A 17,676-nucleotide genomic window follows, 5' to 3' on the forward strand; every position below is an offset into this window, starting at 1 on the left:
CGCAAATCACCGCCCGGCGGGGAGCAGGGGCGTGCGCTTGCGCCCGCGGGTGAGGGCGTCGATCAGGCCGTACTCCTGGGCGGCGGGTGCGTCGAAGAAGGTGTCCCGTTCGATGTCCGCGGCGATCCGTTCGCGGCTCCGGCCGGTGTGTTCGGCCAGCATCTCGGTCAGCCTGTCGCGGGTGCGCAGCAACTCCTCGGCCCGGATCCGCAGGTCGTCGGCCTGGCCCTGGACCGGCTCGCCCAACGACGGCTGATGGATCATCATCCGGGCGTGCGGGAGGGCCAGGCGCTTGCCCGGCGTGCCGGCGGCCAGGAGGACCGCGGCCCCCGAGACCGCCTGTCCCAGGCAGACCGTCTCCACGTCGCACGAGACGTAGCGCATCGTGTCGTAGATCGCGCACACCGCGGTGAACGAGCCGCCGGGCGAGTTGATGTAGAGCGAGATGTCCCGCTCCGGCGCGGCGTGTTCGAGGTGGACGAGCTGGGCCATCACGTCGTTGGCACAGGCGTCGTCGATCGGCGTCCCCAGGAAGACGATCCGCTCGCCGAGCAGCTTGGAGTACGGGTCCGACGTCCGTGTCCCCGAGCTGTCGCGCTCGGTGAATTCCGGCAGGACGTGGCGCGCCGTCGTCGGCAGCATGACTGGCCCCTTCCTCTGTAAAAAATGTACAGGACGTACATCCCGTTAGAATGGGAGCATGGCCTACGAAATTCCGGTGACGCAAGCCCGGGCCGAACTCGCGGATCTGATCAACCGCGTCGTCTACGGCGGTGAGCGGGTGGTCGTGACCCGGCACGGCAAGCCCCTCGTGGCGCTGGTGTCCGCCGCTGACCTGGAGCGACTTGAGGAACTGGGGCGGCAGGAGGCGGCCGCGGAGCAGGCGGAGGTGATCAGCACGGTGTCGTCCGTGCGGCACCCGGAGTCCGCTGCGGGCGAACAGCGGCGCTTCGGCATCGCGGCGGAACACCGCGACCCGGCCGCCGGGGATCGGCGACCGGGTCGGGAGACGTGAGGCGCGGAAGGCCGACGGCCGCGCGGTGCGGCGGCCGTCAGCGCGGGTCCGGCGTCAGGAGCTGAGCTGCCAGATGGCGTTGGCGATGGCGTCGGTGTGGTTGTGCAGGGCGGTGTCGTCGATGTTCTTGGACGTGTCGCAGGACCGGTGGTAGCAGGCGTCGAACGCCTTGCCCGCGGTGCCGCCCCACGCCTTCGCCTGGGCGTCGGTCTTGATGTAGTCGGCGCCGGAGAAGAGTCCGCCGACCGGGATGCCGGCGTCCTTGAAGGAGGCGTGGTCGGACCGGCCGTCGCCCTCGGTCTCCCGCTCGGTGGCGATGTTCTTCGCGGCGAACCAGTCCTTGAAGACCTTCTCCAGCTTGGCGTCGTCGTCGTAGACGAAGTAGCCGGGGTTGGGCGACCCGATCATGTCGAAGTTGAGGTACGCGGAGATCTTCGACCGGTCGGCGCCGAGGGCGTCGACGTAGTGGCGGGAGCCGACCATGCCGTCCTCCTCGTCGCCCCACCAGGCGAACCGCAGGTGCTTGGTGGGCTTGAGGTGTTCCCGGGAGACCGCCAGTGCGACCTCCAGGATGCCGGCCGAGCCGGAGCCGTTGTCGTTGATGCCGGGGCCCGCGTCGACCGAGTCGAGGTGTGCGCCGGCCATCACCGTTGCGTCCTCGGCGCCGCCGGGCCAGTCGGCGACGAGGTTGTAGCCCTTCGCGCCGCCGCTGCTGAACTCCTGGACGCTGGTGGTGAAGCCCGCCGCGTCCAACGTGCCCTTGATGTAGTCGACCGACGCCTGGTAGCCGGCCTGGCCGTGGGCGCGGTTGCCGCCGTTGGCGTCGGCTATGGACTGGAGCTTGTCCAGGTGCGCCTTGACGGCGGCGACCGGGATGTCCGGTGCGGCCTGCGTCGTGGGGGAGGTGGCCTGGGCGACCGCGGCGGTGCCCAACAGGGCGGCGACGGCGGTGCAGGCGCCGGCGGCGAGCGCGGCGCGGCGCATACGGGACGAACGAGTCACTGGGGGCTCCGATGCTGTTGTGGGGGGTGAAGCGCAGCGGAAATCTTGACGCGTGCATGAGGATTACGAGCCCGTTTGAATTTCGTCAAGAGCGGATACCGGACACCCGCGTTCGTGCATCGGAATGTGCGTCTGATTTGGGGAGTTAATACCGATTGATTACCTCGCGCCCGCTCCTTTTTCCGTATTCCGGAAGGGGGTTGAGGGTGTGGAATTCGCCACCATGATTCCGTACAACCTTCGGGCCCCGGACCAGTGACGATGCCCCCGAATCCGGTCGCCACCCCGTAACGCGCAGTGATTTCCGTTGTGTTGCCTCAGGCGCGACAGGGGTCACGGAATGTGTCGGCGGACGTAACGGCGTCGAAATCTCGCCGAACTAGCCTTCCGCGATGGGGAAGTTGATGGTCAATTACTGGAAGTCGGTTTGCTTCGCCTTTAAACACTGTGTGGTACATCTAACGACACAGGTGTGTCGATGCCTGTGACCTGGGCAAATGCGCCCGGGTGAAAACCTGTGAGGTGGAACGTATGCAACTGACCCCGCATGAGCAGGAACGGTTGTTGATTCATGTGGCGGCAGACGTGGCCGAAAAGCGGCGGGCCCGGGGGTTGAAGCTCAACCACCCCGAGGCCATCGCCCTGCTGACTGTGCACATCCTTGAAGGGGCGCGGGACGGGCGTACCGTCGCCGAGCTCATGTCCTCCGGGCGCAAGGTGCTCGCGCGCGACGACGTCATGGAAGGCGTCCCGGAGATGATCCACGACGTCCAGGTCGAGGCGACCTTCCCCGACGGCACCAAGCTCGTCACCGTTCACGAACCCATCAACTGACCACGGGAGAGCAGACAATGATCCCGGGACAGATCCTCTACGCCGACGAGCCGGTGCGCCTCAACGAAGGCCTCCCCCTCACGCGCATGACCGTCCTCAACTCCGCCGACCGCCCCGTCCAGGTCGGTTCCCACTACCACTTCGCCGAGGCCAATCCCGGCCTCGACTTCGACCGCGCGGCCGCGCAAGGCAAGCGCTTGAACGTCGCCGCCGGCTCCGCCGTGCGCTTCGAGCCCGGCATCCCCACCGAGGTCGAGCTGGTCCCCATCGGGGGCAAGCGGATCGTCGTGGGCCTGCGCGGTGAGACCGGAGGTCCCCTCGATGGCTGAACTGACCCGCCAGGAGTACGCCGACCTGTTCGGCCCCACGGCCGGCGACCGGATCCGGCTCGCCGACACCGACCTGGTCATCGAGATCAGCGAGGACCGCTCCGGCGGTCCCGGCCGCGCCGGTGACGAGGCGGTCTTCGGCGGCGGCAAGGTGATCCGCGAGTCGATGGGCCAGTCCCGCGTCACGCGCGCCGAGGGCGCCCCGGACACCGTGATCACCGGTGCCGTGGTCCTCGACCACTGGGGCATCGTCAAGACCGACGTCGGCATCCGCGACGGCAAGATCACCGCGCTGGGCAAGGCCGGCAACCCCGACACCATGGACGGCGTCCACCCCGACCTGGTGATCGGCCCGGAGACCGAGATCATCGCCGGCAACGGCAAGATCCTCACCGCCGGCGGCATCGACACCCACGTCCACTTCATCTGCCCCCAGCAGGCGGACGAGGCGCTCGCCGCGGGCATCACCACCATGATCGGCGGTGGCACCGGTCCCGCCGAGGGCAGCAAGGCCACCACCATCACCCCCGGTTCCTGGCACATCGCCCGGCTCTTCGAGGCGATGGACAACCTGCCGGTCAACGTCGGTCTCCTCGGCAAGGGCAACACCATGTCCCTGCCGTCGATGCGCGACCAGCTGCGCGCCGGCGTCCTCGGCTTCAAGATCCACGAGGACTGGGGCGCCACCCCCGCCGTCCTCGACGCCTGTCTGCGGGTGTGCGAGGAGAGCGGCGCCCAGCTCGCGATCCACACCGACACCCTGAACGAGGCCGGCTTCCTCGGCGACACCATCGCCGCCATCGCCGGCCGCTCCCTCCACGCGTTCCACGTCGAGGGCGCCGGTGGCGGTCACGCCCCCGACATGATCGCGATGGTCTCCGAGCCCAACGTGCTCCCCGCGTCCACCAACCCCACGCGGCCGCACACCGTCAACACCGTCGAGGAACACCTCGACATGCTGATGGTCTGCCACCACCTCAACCCCGCGGTCCCGGAGGACCTGGCCTTCGCCGAGTCCCGGATCCGGCCCTCCACCATCGCGGCCGAGGACATCCTGCACGACCTCGGCGCCATCTCGATGATGTCCTCCGACGCCCAGGCCATGGGCCGGATCGGCGAGGTCGTGATGCGGACCTGGCAGACCGCGCACGTCATGAAGCGCCGCCGCGGCGCCCTGCCCGGCGACGGTGCCGCGGACAACCTCCGCGCCCAGCGCTACGTGGCGAAGTACACCATCAACCCGGCCCTCGCCCAGGGCATCGACCACGTCGTCGGCTCGGTCGAGAGCGGCAAGCTCGCCGACCTCGTCCTGTGGGACCCGGCGTTCTTCGGCGTCAAGCCGCAGCTGGTCATCAAGGGCGGTCAGATCGCCTACGCGCAGATGGGTGACGCCAACGCGTCCATCCCCACCCCGCAGCCGGTCCTGCCGCGCCCGATGTTCGGCGCCATGGGCAAGGCCCCGGGCAGCAACTCGCTCAACTTCGTCTCCCAGCAGGCCATCGAGGACAACCTCTCCGAGCGCCTCCCGCTGGACAAGTCCTTCGAGCCGATCCGCTCCACCCGCGGCGTCAAGAAGGCCGACATGCGCAACAACGACGCCCTGCCGCGCGTCCACGTCGACCCCGACACCTTCACCGTGACCATCGACGGCGAGGCGGTCGAACCCGCCCCCGCCGCCGAACTGCCCATGGCCCAGCGGTACTTCCTCTTCTGATGTACCGTCGATGAAAGATCCGGAGCACCATCGATGAGCCGCGCTGCGCTGCTCGTCCTCGCCGACGGCCGGTTCCCCGCCGGAGGGCACGCCCACTCGGGCGGCGCCGAACCGGCCGTCACCGCGGGGCACATCAAGGACGCCGCAACCCTGGAGGCATTCTGCCGGGGGCGGCTGCACACCGCCGGACTGGTCGCCGCGGGCCTCGCCGCCGCGGCCGCGGCCGGCCTGGACCCGCTCCTGCTGGACGACGCCGCGGACGCCCGCACCCCGGTCCCGGCGCTGCGCCAGGTCGCCCGCCGGCTCGGCCGGCAGATGATGCGGGCCGCCCGGGCCACCTGGCCGAGCGCCGAGCTGGACGCACTGGCCGCGGCCCGCCCGCGCGGCGCCCACCAGCCGATCGTCCTCGGCCTGGCCGCCCGGTCGGCCGGTCTGACGCCGCTGGACGCCGCGCACGCGGTCGCCTACGAGAACATCAGCGGCCCGGCCACCGCCGTGGTCCGCCTGTTGAGCCTGGACCCCTTCGACGCCACCGCCGTCCTCGCCCGTCTCACCGTCGACCTGGAACAGGTCGCGGAAGCGGGTGCGGCCGCCGCGCAGCGCGCCGTCACCGAAGGTCCGGGCGTGCTGCCCGCCGCCTCCGCGCCGTTGCTCGACATCACCGCCGAAGCACACGCCGCCTGGCCGGTCCGGCTGTTCGCGTCCTGACCTTCCGTCCACCCACCGTGCCGCGTACCCCGCGGCCGCACGAACCACTGGAGTCACCATGCACCTCGACCACCAGGACGGCTTCCCCGAGCGCCACACCTACAGCGCCGCCGACCCGGTACGTCACGACGGCACCCGCCGCGCGCTGCGGATCGGGCTCGGCGGCCCGGTCGGCACCGGCAAGACCGCCACCGTCGCCGCCCTGTGCCGCGCACTGCGCGACGAACTGTCCATCGCGGTCGTCACCAACGACATCTACACCCGCGAGGACGCCGAGTTCCTGCGCCGGGAAGCGGTGCTGCCCACCGAGCGGATCGCCGCCGTGGAGACCGGCGCCTGCCCGCACACCGCCATCCGCGACGACATCTCCGCCAACCTCGAAGCCGTCGAGGACCTGGAGGAGACCGTCGGCCCGCTCGACCTCATCCTGGTCGAGTCCGGCGGCGACAACCTCACCGCGACCTTCTCCAAGGGCCTGGTCGACGCCCAGATCTTCGTCATCGACGTGGCCGGCGGCGACGACATCCCCCGCAAGGGCGGCCCCGGCGTCACCACCGCCGACCTGCTGGTCATCAACAAGACCGACCTCGCCCCGTACGTCGGCGTCGACCTCGAAGGCATGGCCCGCGACGCCAAGGCCCAGCGCGGCGAACTCCCCGTCGCCTTCACCGCCCTGAAGCAGCCGGGCGGCGTGCAGCCGGTCGCCGAGTGGGTCCGGGCGCAGCTGGCGAACTGGACCGCGGCCCAGGCATGACCCGCACCGTTCCCCGCCCCGCGGCACCGCAGGCCACCGCCCTCCCGGCGGGCGGTCTGCGGGCCACCGCCCGCATCGTCGCCCGGGCCGACGCGCACGGGGTCACCCGGCTGCCGGTCCTGGACGGCGGCGGCCCGTTCGCGATCCGTCGCATCCAGTCGCACGCCGACCAGACCCGGGTCTGTCTGATCGGGGCCATGAGCGCCCCGCTCGGCGGCGACCGGCTGCGCATCGAAGCCACCGCCGAGGCCGGCACGTCGCTGCGGATCACCGCGGCCGCGGCGACCGTCGCGCTGCCGGGCCGCACCGGCGACCTGGCCACCTACGACGTCCACCTGACGGTCGGCGACGGCGCCCGGCTGGAATGGCTGCCGGAGCCGCTGATCTCCGCCGAGGGCAGCGACCTGCGGATGACCACCACCGTGGACCTCGCCCCCACCGCCCGGTTGGTGTTCCGCGAGGAGCAGGTCCTGGGCCGCACCGGTGAGCGGACCGGCGCACTGCGCAGCCGTCTGACGATTCGTCAGGCGGGGCGTACGCTGCTGGACCAGGAGACCGCCTACGGGCCCGGCGCCCCGGGGTGGGACACCTCCGCGGTCCTCGGTGGCAACCGGGCCGTCGGCCAACTCCTGCTCGCCGGACCGGAGTTCGCCGACAAGCCGGTCGAGGTCCGACTGCTCGGCGGCGCGGCCGGCGCCGATCCGAGCGTGGGCCAGGCCGTCGTGGCGCCGATCGCCGGACCCGCGGCGCTGGTCACCGCGATCGCCCCGGACGGCCTGTCGCTGCGGCGGCTGCTGGACGAGGCCGCCGCCGGCTGAGTCCTCACACCTCCAGTTCGGCCTCCAGACGGGCAAGGCGGTGGCGCGCCAGCGCGAGATTGGCGCGCTTGCGGTCCAACACCAGGTACAGGAAGAGACCGCTGCCGTTCTTGCCCGTCACCGGCCGGATGATGTGGTACTGCGAGGTCAGGGTGATCAGCATGTCCTCGATGGTGCCCTGGAGTTCCAGCATCTCCATCGTGCGCAGTTTGGCGCGCACCACGTCGGTGTTGCCGGCCGCCGCGACGTTGAGGTCGAACGACTGCGGATCGCCCAACGTGGCCAACGCCATGCCGCTGGTGTAATCGACCAGGGCGACACCTATCGCGCCCTCGATCGTCGACATCGCTTCGCCGAGAGCGGTTTCCATCTGCGTCATGAGGGGTCGGGCCTTTCCATGGGTTCGCTTGGTTTCGCTGGATGTCCGTCGTGCGGGGTGGTCGGTCTGCCGGCCGGAGGCCGGGGCCGGGGGCGTCGACCGGCGGGGGAGGCCGCCGGTCGGGCTCGGTCGGATCAGTGGCCCGGCGGTGCGTCGAGCAGCGTCGCGATGCGTGCGGCGGCGCGCCGGGCCTGGAGGTGGAGCCGCCCGACGTTGGTGTCCGGGCCCGCCACGGCGGTGAGCACGGCGCGGTTCCCGGCCGCGTACGCCGCGACGTAGCCGCGGCTGCCGCGGGTCAGGGTCTCCTCGAAGCCGCCCTGCCCGGTGGCGTCGGTCAGCCGTTTGGCGACGCCGATGGCGGCGGCGGTGAGCGCGGCCAGGCCGTCGGGTTCGATGTCCGCCAGGTCGTGTGCGATCACCATGCCGTCCGCACTCGCCACCATGCCGCCGTGCAACTGCCGTACGTGCGCGCGCAGGGCCCGCAGTTCCTCCCGGATCCCGGCCGTGATCGCTTCGGTGTCGCTCGTCATCGGTCTCCTGATGCTCCTTCTTCTGACACGCTTGCCGAACACGGGCCTCATGGCCGGGGTTCACAGGGGTTCACAGGTTCTCCTCCAGGGCGGTGCGCAGGCGGACGAGGAGGGCGACGTCCGGATCGGCGGTCTCCAGCGCGCCCGGGTCCGGCAGGTGCCAGACCGGGGCGTTCGTCCCCGCTGCTGCCGGACCGCGCGGCTCCGACCGGCTGGCCCCGGGGCGCCGCCGGGGCAGCCCCACCGCCGGCGGCAGCCGCACCCGCCCGGCCGCGGCGAGCCGCCGGACCTCCAGCAGCGTCAGGAACGTCGACTGCCCGAGCGCGCGGGCGAGTTCGCCCGGGGTGCGGACGCCGTCGGCGTGCGCGAGCAGCCACCGCTGGCGACCGGTGAGCGGCGGGCGGTCCCGGGCATCGGGGACGACCGGGACGACCGGGGCGCCGTCGACCGCCGCCCAGGACCCCAACCGGTCGAGTTGGGCCCGGCGCCGGGCCACCGCCGCCAGCAGGACGGCGGCGGCGACCGGACGCACCACGCCCAGCCAGTGCGCGTCGCCCGGCGTGAAGGAGGTGGCCGCGGACCGGGGCGGCAGGACGAAGCACGCCGCGTCGAGCAGTGCGGCGAGCTGACACAACTCCAGCTCGCCGCGGGTCAACCAGCCCTGGCGGAGGAGGAACTGGCCGCCGCTGTGGTCCGCTCCCGCGGCGTCCACCGCGCGCCGCCAGCGCTCCGCGGGCAGCCGTCCGGCCGTCGCCAGTCGGTCGCCGACGTCGGCGACCGCGGGGCACTCGACGCAGTAGACCGCGCCCTGGTGGAGGTAGACGCAACCGTCCGGACCGCGCAGCGCACCGGTGGCGCGCTGCGCGGCGTACCGGTCGAGCGGACCGGGCCGGCCGGCACCGCCGGTGCCGCCCGAACGGGAGGATGGCGTCGACGTCATGACGGGGCGTCAGTCGCCGACCAACTCCGTGGCCAGGTCGCGCAGGCGTAACCGGGCGATGGCGAGGTTGGCCTGCCCCCGGTCCAGCCAGAGGTGCAGGCAGGTCTGACTGTCGAAGGCGGTGGGCACCCGGCGGATCAGGTGGTAGCTGCTCCCCGTCGTGACGATCAGGTCCTCCAACGGCTCCCCGTTCCCGCCGGCGGTGTCGAACGTGGCGTTCCGGGCCACCGCCTGCACCACCTCGGCGGTGTCCGCGGCAGCCGCGTCGTGGTCGCCGTGCGGGGCCCGGCCGGCCGTGCCCAGCGTCAACCCGCTGGTCCAGTCGGTCAGTCCGGCCCCCAGCACTCCGGGTATCTCCATCGCGCGGGCCAACACCTGGTCGATACCGGGCACCTGACGTCTCCCTCCGGCGGAACACGCTGCACGACGCAGCACACGGGCACAACGCGGAGGCCCTCCCACGTTGCGGTGTGTAGGAGAGCCTGCACGGAAGGTTAGTGAAGTCGCTACGGCCCGCACCGGCATATGCGGTATGTCAGTGGCAATTGACTGGTTCTCGTCACTCCGCGGCCCGTTGTCGGTGCCCTGTTGACCGCGGTCCGCCGCCCCGTTCGACGGGCCCCGACCGAGCCCGCCACCAGGGTCCCGACGGCGAGCGCCCGACACGTCACGGGGCACGCGGACAACCGTTCAATTCCTACGGCTTGGTAAAGAAATTGTGGCCAAATCTGTTCAAGTGTGGTCCGTACACGACAGGATCCCCCCGTAGCTCCGTGATCGCCGCCGCCACAAGCGGCGCACCATGCTGGGGGATCAACCACGTGAAACGAACAGTAGCGCTCGGCGCTGCCGGCACCTTGGTGACCGGCGCGCTCCTCGCCGGCGCGATAGCCACGCCGGCCACCGCCGGTGAGCGGCACCCTGGTGGCACGGCCGAGGCGCGCGGCGTCGCGCTGGCCGCCGACCGGGCCGCCAAGGCGGGTGTCGCCTGGCAGGACTGCCCCGCCGACTGGGGCCTGAAGGCCCCGATCCAGTGCGGCTACGTCACCGTCCCGCTCGACTACGCCCGGCCCGACGGCCGGACCCTCAAGATCGCGGTCGACCGCGCCGTCGCCACCGGAGGCCCGCAGCAGCGGCAGGGCGCCCTCGTCTACAACCCCGGCGGCCCCGGCGGCTCGGGCATGCGCTTCCCGTCCCGCGTCACCACCAAGAACCCGCTGTGGGCCAAGACCGCCCAGGCGTACGACTTCGTGGGCTTCGACCCTCGGGGCGTCGGCCACTCCGCGCCCATCTCCTGCGTGGACCCGCAGGAGTTCGTCAAGGCCCCCAAGGCCGACCCGGTGCCGGACAACGAGGCGGACAAGCGCGCCCAGCGCGCGCACGCGAAGCAGTACGCCCAGGGCTGCCTGGAGCGCACCGGCCGCGCGGTCCTGTCGCAGATGACCACGGCGAACACGGCCCGCGACCTCGACGTGATCCGCGCCGCGCTGGGCGAGAAGAAGCTCAACTACCTCGGCGTCTCCTACGGCACCTACCTCGGCGCCGTCTACGGCACGCTCTTCCCGGGCCACGTCCGCCGGATGCTCGTCGACAGCGTCATCGACCCCTCCCGCGAGAAGGTCTGGTACCAGGCCAACCTCGACCAGGACGTCGCCTTCGAGACCCGTTGGGGCGACTGGACGAAGTGGGTCGCCAAGAACGACGCCGCCTACCACATCGGCAACACCCCGCAGAAGGTCCAGGCAGCCTGGGAGAAGCTGCGGGCCACCGCCAAGAAGCAGCCCATCGGCGGCGTGGTCGGCCCGGCCGAACTCACCGGCTTCTTCCAGAACGCGCCCTACTACGACAGCGCATGGGCCGAGGTCGCCCAGGCGTGGAGCGCGTACCTGGCCGGCGACGCCAAGCCGCTGATCGACAACGCCGGTCCGCACCTCGACGACAAGGCCGGCAACGCCCAGGCCGAGAACGGCAACGCGGTCTACACCGCCATCGAGTGCACCGACACCAAGTGGCCCACCAGTTGGGCGAAGTGGGACCGCGACAACACCCGACTGCACCGGCAGGCCCCCTTCATGACCTGGGCCAACGCCTGGCGGATCGTTCACCTACGTCATCAACCTGGAAGATCGCTCTATAGCTGCCTGACCAGGCAAAATACGGGTCCAGGTACGACGAAGCCCCCGCACTCCACATAGGAGCCGGGGGCTTCAGCACTTTCTATGACCTTACGAGCGGTCCTTCCAAGACCTCTCTACCTGCCTTCGGGCGATGGCCTGCTCTTCGGCAGCCTCGGACCCACTCAGCATCTCCAGCGTCAGTGTCCCTGCCGGGGAAGCGAGGTCAAGGTCGTCCGCGGCAACGGTGTAGACCTGGATCCCGTGCTGCCGCGCGAGGTCTGTCAGGGCCCGCAGCCTCTCCGCTCGCCGGTTGTACCGGCTGTGCTCCGTAGCCACGACCGCGTCGTACTCGCCAGCCGAGACATCGTTCAGAAGGTCCAGAAAGAGATCGTTCTCCCCAGCCGAGTGATAGACCTGGGTGATCTCCATGCCCCGCGATTCCGCCCAGTCCCAGCACTGAAAGTGCTGCAAATCCTGGGCCACCGGATTGCCGGCCTTTGCCACTCTCGTGTAGACGGCCACCTGCGGCTTCTCATTCACGTCGCCACCCCCTGATCATCTGCCGCCCCGTTCTCCATGGCGATGAGGACTTCGCTCAGGCCGACTTCAGTGAGCGTCATGGTGACCTCGATAGGCTCACCATCCGGACCGTCGTACGACAACGTCACCGTAGGGGTCCAGGACCCACTATCGTGCACGCTCTCTCCTCTCGTTGCATCGAAAGCTTGCCACGGCGTGATAACAGCCGTCGGCGTTATGCGGGCACATGCCCAGCACTCAGCCGCCACCATTTGCCGCCCCCAGGCGAAATCCGTTGGCTGATGTCCCTAGGCGTGAACGACGTCATCTCCGGGAGAAACCACACGGCCAACGTCCCGCCGCACGCCAGGGTCAGGGCCGCCCACCGGCGAATGTTTTCGTCGGGGGCCAGAGCGATGTGGGCGGTGCCGTCGTCGGCCAGGAACGTCACCGTGACACGGCCATCCGGCTCGATCGTCCACCGCGCCTGCGAGTCTTTCGCCCTCGCAGTCTCGTCGCTCGGAGCGAAGCAGTGCCGCTTCAGAAACGCGTCGACTTCTCCACGAGAATCCTGTGCCGTGCCCACGAGGGCCAGCGCCAGTTCCAAAATCCCATCAACACCGGGAGCCCCAGTCGGCACGGCGGCCGTGGCGGGAATACCGTTCATGGAGACAACCGAAGTGAGCCGTCGCCGTCGACCCGACTCACTCACTCGCCGGCCTCTTTCTTGCGAACCCACTCTGCGTGAGCCTCCGCGACACGCGCCTTCCACTCCTGCCACGCCTCGTACGTGAGAAGCGTCGTCGGAATGCCCTCGCCGATCAGCGCGTTAGCGAAGTCCGCCAGGACGATGTCCGGCACCCCGCTGGTGAGCCAGTCGTAATGGCGGGCGCCTCGGATGGTCGTCCTCGACGGCGAGTCATCCTCCAGCACGTTGCGGATGAATCGAGGGTCGGGAGTGAAGCGCCAACTGTGCTTCACCATGATCTGGATCGTTTCCATCTCATCCTCGGTCAGCCGGAGACCCGGCTTCTGCTCGTGCATGCCTCTCCTCTAAATGAGGAGGAGCCTGCCAGACACCTCTGACAGGCTCCTCCGGTGTTCGATCTCAGTGGTCGCCGGGGCGATCGGGGTGCTCGGGGCACGGCCCGAACCCGAGCCCCTGGGCGGCCGGATGGACGTGCGGAATTCCGGAGAGGCTGCAAGCCGAATTCGGATCCTCGTCGCAGAACTCGACGCAAGTGCAGTCGTCGATCTCCTTGAGCACCTCGGAGGGCTTGACCGTCCGCAGCTCTCGCAGCTCACGGCTGAGCAGGGAACCGAGCTTCACGAACTCGGTCACGTCCTCCTGCCGCGGGCGCCGGGTCTTCTTGCCTTTGCCGGCCCGCTTGACCGGCGGACGGTACAACTCGGCGTCCTGCGGGTTGCTGCCGGCGTACGACACGGTGTGCAGCACCTGCGTCAGGTACTTGCGCAGCCACGTCGCCAGCCGAGTGATGTCCCGCTCGCCCAAGTCGTCGTTGAAGTGGAAGCCACTCACTGTCCGCGCGACCGCCTCGGCGACCGTCGTGGACTGCCTGTCGAGCGGGACCGTGCACCGCAGCATCTGAAGGACCAGCCCTTTCGGGGTCGAGATGTACCCGACGAACATCACGCCCAGGTCCTCGAACCGGTCGTCGTGCATCGAGCACATGAGCTGCGCGTTGTCCCACCGCCCGAAGGTGTACGCGACCAGAGGGATGCCAACATGCTCCCGGTAGTAGTCCGTGTCCTCGTCCGAGAAGTCCGGAGTCGTGAGGACGATGAGCGGATTCCTGTACCGCAGCCCCCTTACGACAGCCTTCGGCAACTCAGCCGACGATTCCGACAGGGCCGACAGGAGACACTCATCCATCGCGAGAACCGACCTGCCACCCCGCCACAACTCGTGGACTGCGGCGTCACGCGCCATCGCAGACATCTCGCGCTGATCCGCCGGAAGCAGCGGGATCAACTCGTTCGGCACCTGCTTAATGCCAGCCATCAGGTACGGCACCAGAGCCCGCAGACTCGGGTACTGACTCACACCTCCCTGGACGTGCGACTTCATGGCCTTGACCATCTCTCTGGCCAACTCCAGTGTCTTCCTGTCGCTGCGCTCTTCCATTCCCTCTCCTCTCAAAACAGCAGAGGGCCCCGCCGGCCACCCGGCAGGACCCTCTCTCTGCTGTGCTGGGCTACTTGCCCTTGTTCGCCTTCTCAAAGGCGTCCTGGACCTCGGCCGGCACGCGACCGCGGTTCCCCATGTCGGGCCAACCGTTGGACTTGGCCCACGCCCGGATCGCCGCCGATCCGGAGGCGACCTCGGTACGCTTCACGACGACCGCCTTTCGACGGCCCGAGACCTTCCGCCCAGCCTTGGCGTACGGCTCCAGGATCCCCCGGAGCCTGTCCGCGTTGGTCGCGGTGAGATCGATCTCGTAGGTCTTCCCGTCCAGCGCGAAGGCGACAGTCTCGTCGGCTTCCCCACCTTCCAGGTCGTCGACCAGGAGGACCTGAACCTTCTGTGCCACTGACTTACCTCTCCTCGCGCTTCGTTGCAGGGCAACTACCTTGCCTGGGGCTGCACACTCCTGGCCCCTTCAGGCTCTCCCCGCAAGGAGAGCGCGCTGCGGTGACCGCTGGGAGGGCCTGAACGGATCAGGAGAAGTGTGGTGACCGAAGGCCCCTGAGTGCCGGAGCGGGGGATCGAACCCCGCTGCTACCGCCCCAGTATCTGGGGTCACCCCAAGAGAACGCGGGGCCCGGCGGACGTACTAGTTGTCGCTCCTCTGCATGAGGACCGTGTTCAGCGCTTTGTCGTGAAAGGCTGGGAATCGCACCCGACTACACAGTCAGGGCTGCTCGGTCCCCAGAGCATCTTTCAACTTGGCTAGCTCCTGCTGCACGAATCGGAGTAGATTGCCGCGCTCCTCATCGAGCTGATGCCGACGGCGGAGCACGGCCGCCAGCTTCTCCGAAAGCTCGTTTTCTTCCGCCGCCAGCCTCGCGTCCTGCTCGTTCAGCTCCTGGAGACGCTCCTGCGCACGGGTAGCAGGTGATCGAGGCGGGGCAGACTTGCTCGTGCGGGCCTGCCGGGCGACCTCTTTCTGTATCCGCCGGTAGTCGTCGAACTCTGTGGTGACGTAGAACTTCGACGTCACCGCTCCCCGCTTCGTCATGACGATCTTCGGGAAACTTGCATGCCGCCTGGCCCACGTGCTGACCGTGCTGGGATCGACGCCTGCGCGACGGGCCAGTTCGGTAACAGAAGACAGCTCAGCCTCCCGCCCCCGAAATTCAGCCCGGTGCCACTCGACCTGCTCTTTCACAGCACTCCTCTCAGCGACGGCGGCAGGCATAAACCTACCCCCGTGCTGAGAGAACGCTGAACAGCTCAGCGGACCTGCCACTGCACTCCCTCGGGCAGTTCGTCGCCCACGTCGGCGGACACCGCTACGTCAGGGTGAAGGGAAGTGACGTCCAGCAGCAAAGACTGACCATCTTCGGGCAACAGGATCGCAGCCCCTGCCCGCGGGCTTACCCCGTCCTCGCCGATCGCGACAGGACGGAGCCTGGTTAGTTCTTGCATGAACTCTCCTCTCACCAGCTGACTGCCATCGTCAGGCCCCGGACACCACTCCGGAACGACCCCTTTCCAGGGGTTTCGGCTTGCTGGGGTCAGGGACGGGATCCAAGACGGATCCACGTTTCGCCGTCGGCCGAGCGCCACAACTCGCTGCTTGAGTGGACCGCACCACGGTGCCACCAGGACCGGTACACGATCTTGAAGCGGACCGGCATTACGCGCGCCGACCGTAGTGCTCGTAGTGGTCGCGCGCGTGGCCGGGGCACAGCTGCGTGTACTCGCCCTTGGGGAAGACGCAGTACTCAGACCAGGGCAGCCCGTAGGCCGACTGGTACCCGCACTGGCCCTCCTTTACGCGGTCCTCGGAGTCGACGACCGGAGCCTTGAGCGGCTCCACCTCTCCGCGAAGCAGGTGCCTCCACGCAGCGGTGAGCGCGGATCCGTCCTCGATGGCGTAGAACCCATGGAAGATCAGATCTTCGTTGTTGCCGAAGTTGTCGAACCCGAACTCGGCAACGGCGTACTCGTAGCCGTAGGCTTCGTCACCAGCCATCTCGCTGTAGACCTGCCCGAGGATGCAGAAATACTCATGGTCGATGTCGAGCAGATCGAGGTTGATCCGCTCGCGCCAACCCTCGGGCCCTCGCAGGTTCAGGAACTCGAACCCGTTCGACGCCCGCTGCTCCACCGGCAGATTCTCAACACCCATGACTCTCTCCTCTCAACACTGACTTGAGCGGCTGCCTTCGTCAGGCCGTGGGCACCACCCCACGACGACCTCCTTCCAGGAGGTTTCGGCGTTGGTGATCAGGCGCGCGCGTTCACCGTGGCTTCGGCATCGGCGAGGCGGCTGATGACCTTGCTGGCGTAACTCTGCTTCCGGGAAATCGAGTCCCAGATGCCAGCCTCGAAGGCTTCGACCAGATACCGCACCAACTCGGGGGAGCGGCGGACGTCGGACTTGTCCGGCAGGGACATCTCGTCGACCGGCGGGAGGATCCCCAGGCGCGTGAACGCCTCCGCGACGGACCACTGCCACCCGCGGTCGAGACTCGTGGGGCAGATGCCGTACTCCAGGTCAGCGCGTGTCTGTACGAGGCATACCGGGAGATCGACCAGCAACTGCGCCGCCTCCTGGGGCCGGTCGAACCTCTCAATCACTTCGTCGAAGAAGCAGAAGTAGGCATTCTCGGCCGGCAGACCGCCGCCGTACACGACGTACGCCTCCTGCCAGTCAGGCAAGGTCAGCTTGCCCTTGGCGATCTCACACGGGTCGTCGTACTCGCCGACGAACCGAACGCGAGCCCCGGCCATCGACTTCAGCTCCCCGACCCGAATTCGCTCGGGCTCCGGGACGTGGTTCCACGCCCATGCACCGCCGCCGACGTCGTAGAGACCGTCCTCGTCGGGGTCGACTACCGTCACGTACTTGGACGGCCCCTCGGAGCCAAGCGTGAACTCCCAGGAGACCCACAGCACGAGCGCGGACTTCTCCGCAGCCGGCCTGCCGTCCTCGGCGAACCGGTTCGCGGACGACTGCTCGACGATATGCACCGTCTCCCAGTCGACACCGTGCTCACGGTGCATGGCCTGCGTGTACTCAGCGACCTCGCGGAGTTGGTCCAGAGTGAACCGGGGCCGGAGGAACCGGTCCCACGTGTTGCCCAGATCGGCAACCGCCTCGAAGACCGGCGAGTCGTCAAGCCGGACGCGCACAGGCTGCATTGACATAGAACTCTCTCCTCTCAACGCTGACTTGAGCGGCTGCCTTCGTCAGGCCGTGGGCACCACCCCACGACAACCTCCTTGCAGGAGGTTTCGGCACGTGTTGGATCACAGGTCGAAGTAGATCTTCTCGTCGCGGATGAACAGGTAGCCGACCGGCCACCGACCCGCGGTCGTGTGCAGCGGGTGTCGCGCCGATTCCGGGATCCACTCCGCGTGGAGGAAATCCCGCTCGGGCACCCCGCGACCGCCCCGCTTGGACTGCCAGAACATCTGGCCCGCCCTATCGGATGGCAGGTCCGCGAGGTACTCCATGTTGATCGCGACGTACTCCCGGCACATCTGCATCCAGCGCGTACGCGCGCCAGGGCTGGCGATGTCCGCCACTACGTACTGCTTGGCGGTCTCCCACTCGAAGCCGCCCACACCCCGGTCGTTGGGACTCCCCTCCCACCACAGCGCCTCCTGGAGCGCGCACTCGGCGAACTCCTCGACGAAGGTGGGCCAGTGGACTTCCTCGCTCGACTTAACACGACGGTCGACTATCTCGCTGATCAAGCCGACGTCAGCCGGTCCGATGTTCAACCACTTCGTCTCGCCGTACTCGGACCGGACCTTCATCTGGTACGACTCGGCGGACCCGAGCGCAGCGAACTGCGCCTCCACGTAGCTGTCCATAGCTCTC

24 protein-coding genes and 3 other RNA genes are annotated in these 17,676 nt (G+C 68.9%); 8 read left to right on the forward strand and 19 right to left on the reverse strand.

Going from position 1 to position 17,676, the window contains the following annotated elements:
* Positions 1-6: 6 nt before the first annotated feature.
* Complete coding sequence (locus tag ACJ6WD_RS10490) at positions 7-642, reverse strand: ATP-dependent Clp protease proteolytic subunit (protein ID WP_331246515.1); 636 nt, start codon at positions 640-642, stop codon at positions 7-9.
* Positions 643-700: 58 nt separating this feature from the next.
* Between ACJ6WD_RS10490 and ACJ6WD_RS10495 the strand changes: the two genes are divergently transcribed.
* Positions 701-1,015 (forward strand): type II toxin-antitoxin system Phd/YefM family antitoxin, encoded by a 315-nt coding sequence (locus tag ACJ6WD_RS10495; protein WP_016572112.1) that lies wholly within the window; start codon positions 701-703, stop codon positions 1,013-1,015.
* A 54-nt stretch (positions 1,016-1,069) separates the two neighbouring features.
* Here the strand turns inward: ACJ6WD_RS10495 and ACJ6WD_RS10500 are convergent, their stop codons facing one another.
* Positions 1,070-1,999 carry a M28 family metallopeptidase gene (locus ACJ6WD_RS10500; RefSeq protein ID WP_233659079.1) on the reverse strand — a complete coding sequence of 310 codons (930 nt, stop codon included), beginning with the start codon at positions 1,997-1,999 and terminating at the stop codon, positions 1,070-1,072.
* Positions 2,000-2,548: 549 nt separating this feature from the next.
* On the opposite strand from ACJ6WD_RS10500, the gene ACJ6WD_RS10505 reads away from it, so the two are divergent.
* From ACJ6WD_RS10505 to ACJ6WD_RS10530, 6 genes are read left to right on the forward strand one after another with little or no spacing between them, the layout of a single operon-like run.
* Positions 2,549-2,851, forward strand: a complete 303-nt coding sequence (locus tag ACJ6WD_RS10505; RefSeq protein WP_016572110.1) for an urease subunit gamma — start codon at positions 2,549-2,551, stop codon at positions 2,849-2,851.
* Between the two features lie 17 nt (positions 2,852-2,868).
* A complete protein-coding gene (locus ACJ6WD_RS10510; protein ID WP_016572109.1) occupies positions 2,869-3,180 on the forward strand; it encodes an urease subunit beta in 312 nt (103 codons plus the stop codon).
* Complete coding sequence (locus ACJ6WD_RS10515; protein WP_331246514.1) at positions 3,173-4,894, forward strand: urease subunit alpha; 1,722 nt, start codon at positions 3,173-3,175, stop codon at positions 4,892-4,894. The genes ACJ6WD_RS10510 and ACJ6WD_RS10515 overlap by 8 nt, the downstream gene beginning before the upstream one ends.
* A 33-nt stretch (positions 4,895-4,927) precedes the next feature.
* Entirely contained in the window at positions 4,928-5,602 is a 675-nt protein-coding gene (locus ACJ6WD_RS10520) for an urease accessory protein UreF (protein WP_233659050.1), read from the forward strand.
* Positions 5,603-5,660: 58 nt separating this feature from the next.
* On the forward strand, positions 5,661-6,356 hold the full coding sequence (gene ureG, locus ACJ6WD_RS10525; RefSeq protein ID WP_016578826.1) for an urease accessory protein UreG: 696 nt from the start codon (positions 5,661-5,663) through the stop codon (positions 6,354-6,356).
* Entirely contained in the window at positions 6,353-7,174 is an 822-nt protein-coding gene (locus ACJ6WD_RS10530) for an urease accessory protein UreD (protein ID WP_233659051.1), read from the forward strand. Before ureG ends, ACJ6WD_RS10530 begins: the two co-directional genes overlap by 4 nt.
* A 4-nt stretch (positions 7,175-7,178) precedes the next feature.
* On the opposite strand, the gene ACJ6WD_RS10535 is transcribed toward ACJ6WD_RS10530, so the two are convergent.
* From ACJ6WD_RS10535 to ACJ6WD_RS10550, 4 genes are all read right to left on the reverse strand, one after another.
* Entirely contained in the window at positions 7,179-7,553 is a 375-nt protein-coding gene (locus tag ACJ6WD_RS10535; RefSeq protein ID WP_016578824.1) for a hypothetical protein, read from the reverse strand.
* Between the two features lie 134 nt (positions 7,554-7,687).
* A complete protein-coding gene (locus ACJ6WD_RS10540) occupies positions 7,688-8,083 on the reverse strand; it encodes a roadblock/LC7 domain-containing protein (protein ID WP_407615624.1) in 396 nt (131 codons plus the stop codon).
* Positions 8,084-8,153: 70 nt separating this feature from the next.
* Positions 8,154-9,023, reverse strand: coding sequence for a hypothetical protein (locus tag ACJ6WD_RS10545; protein WP_376557410.1), 870 nt, complete (start codon positions 9,021-9,023; stop codon positions 8,154-8,156).
* Between the two features lie 9 nt (positions 9,024-9,032).
* Positions 9,033-9,416: a hypothetical protein gene (locus ACJ6WD_RS10550; protein WP_038523905.1), complete on the reverse strand. Its 384-nt coding sequence runs from the start codon at positions 9,414-9,416 to the stop codon at positions 9,033-9,035.
* Positions 9,417-9,844: 428 nt separating this feature from the next.
* Between ACJ6WD_RS10550 and ACJ6WD_RS10555 the strand changes: the two genes are divergently transcribed.
* Positions 9,845-11,218 carry an alpha/beta fold hydrolase gene (locus ACJ6WD_RS10555; RefSeq protein WP_407615625.1) on the forward strand — a complete coding sequence of 458 codons (1,374 nt, stop codon included), beginning with the start codon at positions 9,845-9,847 and terminating at the stop codon, positions 11,216-11,218.
* 30 nt (positions 11,219-11,248) lie between these two features.
* Here ACJ6WD_RS10555 and ACJ6WD_RS10560 read toward each other — a convergent pair whose 3' ends face one another.
* The 13 genes from ACJ6WD_RS10560 to ACJ6WD_RS10620 all read right to left on the reverse strand — a co-directional run bounded on the left by ACJ6WD_RS10560 (position 11,249) and on the right by ACJ6WD_RS10620 (position 17,669).
* Positions 11,249-11,680 carry a recombinase family protein gene (locus tag ACJ6WD_RS10560; RefSeq protein ID WP_407615626.1) on the reverse strand — a complete coding sequence of 144 codons (432 nt, stop codon included), beginning with the start codon at positions 11,678-11,680 and terminating at the stop codon, positions 11,249-11,251.
* Positions 11,677-11,808, reverse strand: a complete 132-nt coding sequence (locus tag ACJ6WD_RS10565) for a hypothetical protein (RefSeq protein WP_407615627.1) — start codon at positions 11,806-11,808, stop codon at positions 11,677-11,679. The genes ACJ6WD_RS10560 and ACJ6WD_RS10565 overlap by 4 nt, the downstream gene beginning before the upstream one ends.
* A gap of 86 nt (positions 11,809-11,894) precedes the next feature.
* Positions 11,895-12,326: a hypothetical protein gene (locus ACJ6WD_RS10570; RefSeq protein WP_407615628.1), complete on the reverse strand. Its 432-nt coding sequence runs from the start codon at positions 12,324-12,326 to the stop codon at positions 11,895-11,897.
* Positions 12,327-12,367: 41 nt separating this feature from the next.
* Positions 12,368-12,703, reverse strand: coding sequence for a hypothetical protein (locus ACJ6WD_RS10575; protein ID WP_407615629.1), 336 nt, complete (start codon positions 12,701-12,703; stop codon positions 12,368-12,370).
* Positions 12,704-12,767: 64 nt separating this feature from the next.
* Complete coding sequence (locus ACJ6WD_RS10580; protein ID WP_407615630.1) at positions 12,768-13,805, reverse strand: hypothetical protein; 1,038 nt, start codon at positions 13,803-13,805, stop codon at positions 12,768-12,770.
* 70 nt (positions 13,806-13,875) lie between these two features.
* On the reverse strand, positions 13,876-14,211 hold the full coding sequence (locus ACJ6WD_RS10585; protein WP_407615631.1) for an Lsr2 family protein: 336 nt from the start codon (positions 14,209-14,211) through the stop codon (positions 13,876-13,878).
* 321 nt (positions 14,212-14,532) lie between these two features.
* On the reverse strand, positions 14,533-15,009 hold the full coding sequence (locus tag ACJ6WD_RS10590; RefSeq protein ID WP_407615632.1) for a hypothetical protein: 477 nt from the start codon (positions 15,007-15,009) through the stop codon (positions 14,533-14,535).
* 276 nt (positions 15,010-15,285) lie between these two features.
* Positions 15,286-15,350: hammerhead ribozyme type II (locus tag ACJ6WD_RS10595), an RNA gene on the reverse strand.
* A 130-nt stretch (positions 15,351-15,480) separates the two neighbouring features.
* Positions 15,481-15,975 (reverse strand): hypothetical protein, encoded by a 495-nt coding sequence (locus tag ACJ6WD_RS10600; RefSeq protein ID WP_407615633.1) that lies wholly within the window; start codon positions 15,973-15,975, stop codon positions 15,481-15,483.
* Positions 15,976-16,000: 25 nt separating this feature from the next.
* An RNA gene (locus tag ACJ6WD_RS10605) (hammerhead ribozyme type II) lies at positions 16,001-16,066 on the reverse strand.
* Positions 16,067-16,073: 7 nt separating this feature from the next.
* Positions 16,074-16,997, reverse strand: a complete 924-nt coding sequence (locus ACJ6WD_RS10610) for a hypothetical protein (protein ID WP_407615634.1) — start codon at positions 16,995-16,997, stop codon at positions 16,074-16,076.
* Positions 16,998-17,024: 27 nt separating this feature from the next.
* Positions 17,025-17,090, reverse strand: an RNA gene (locus ACJ6WD_RS10615) — hammerhead ribozyme type II.
* A gap of 9 nt (positions 17,091-17,099) precedes the next feature.
* Complete coding sequence (locus ACJ6WD_RS10620) at positions 17,100-17,669, reverse strand: hypothetical protein (protein ID WP_407615635.1); 570 nt, start codon at positions 17,667-17,669, stop codon at positions 17,100-17,102.
* Between the last annotated feature and the right edge of the window lie 7 nt (positions 17,670-17,676).

The organism is Streptomyces sp. VTCC 41912 (assembly GCF_045799175.1).
GTDB classification, from domain to species: Bacteria; Actinomycetota; Actinomycetes; order Streptomycetales; family Streptomycetaceae; genus Streptomyces; species Streptomyces albulus_C.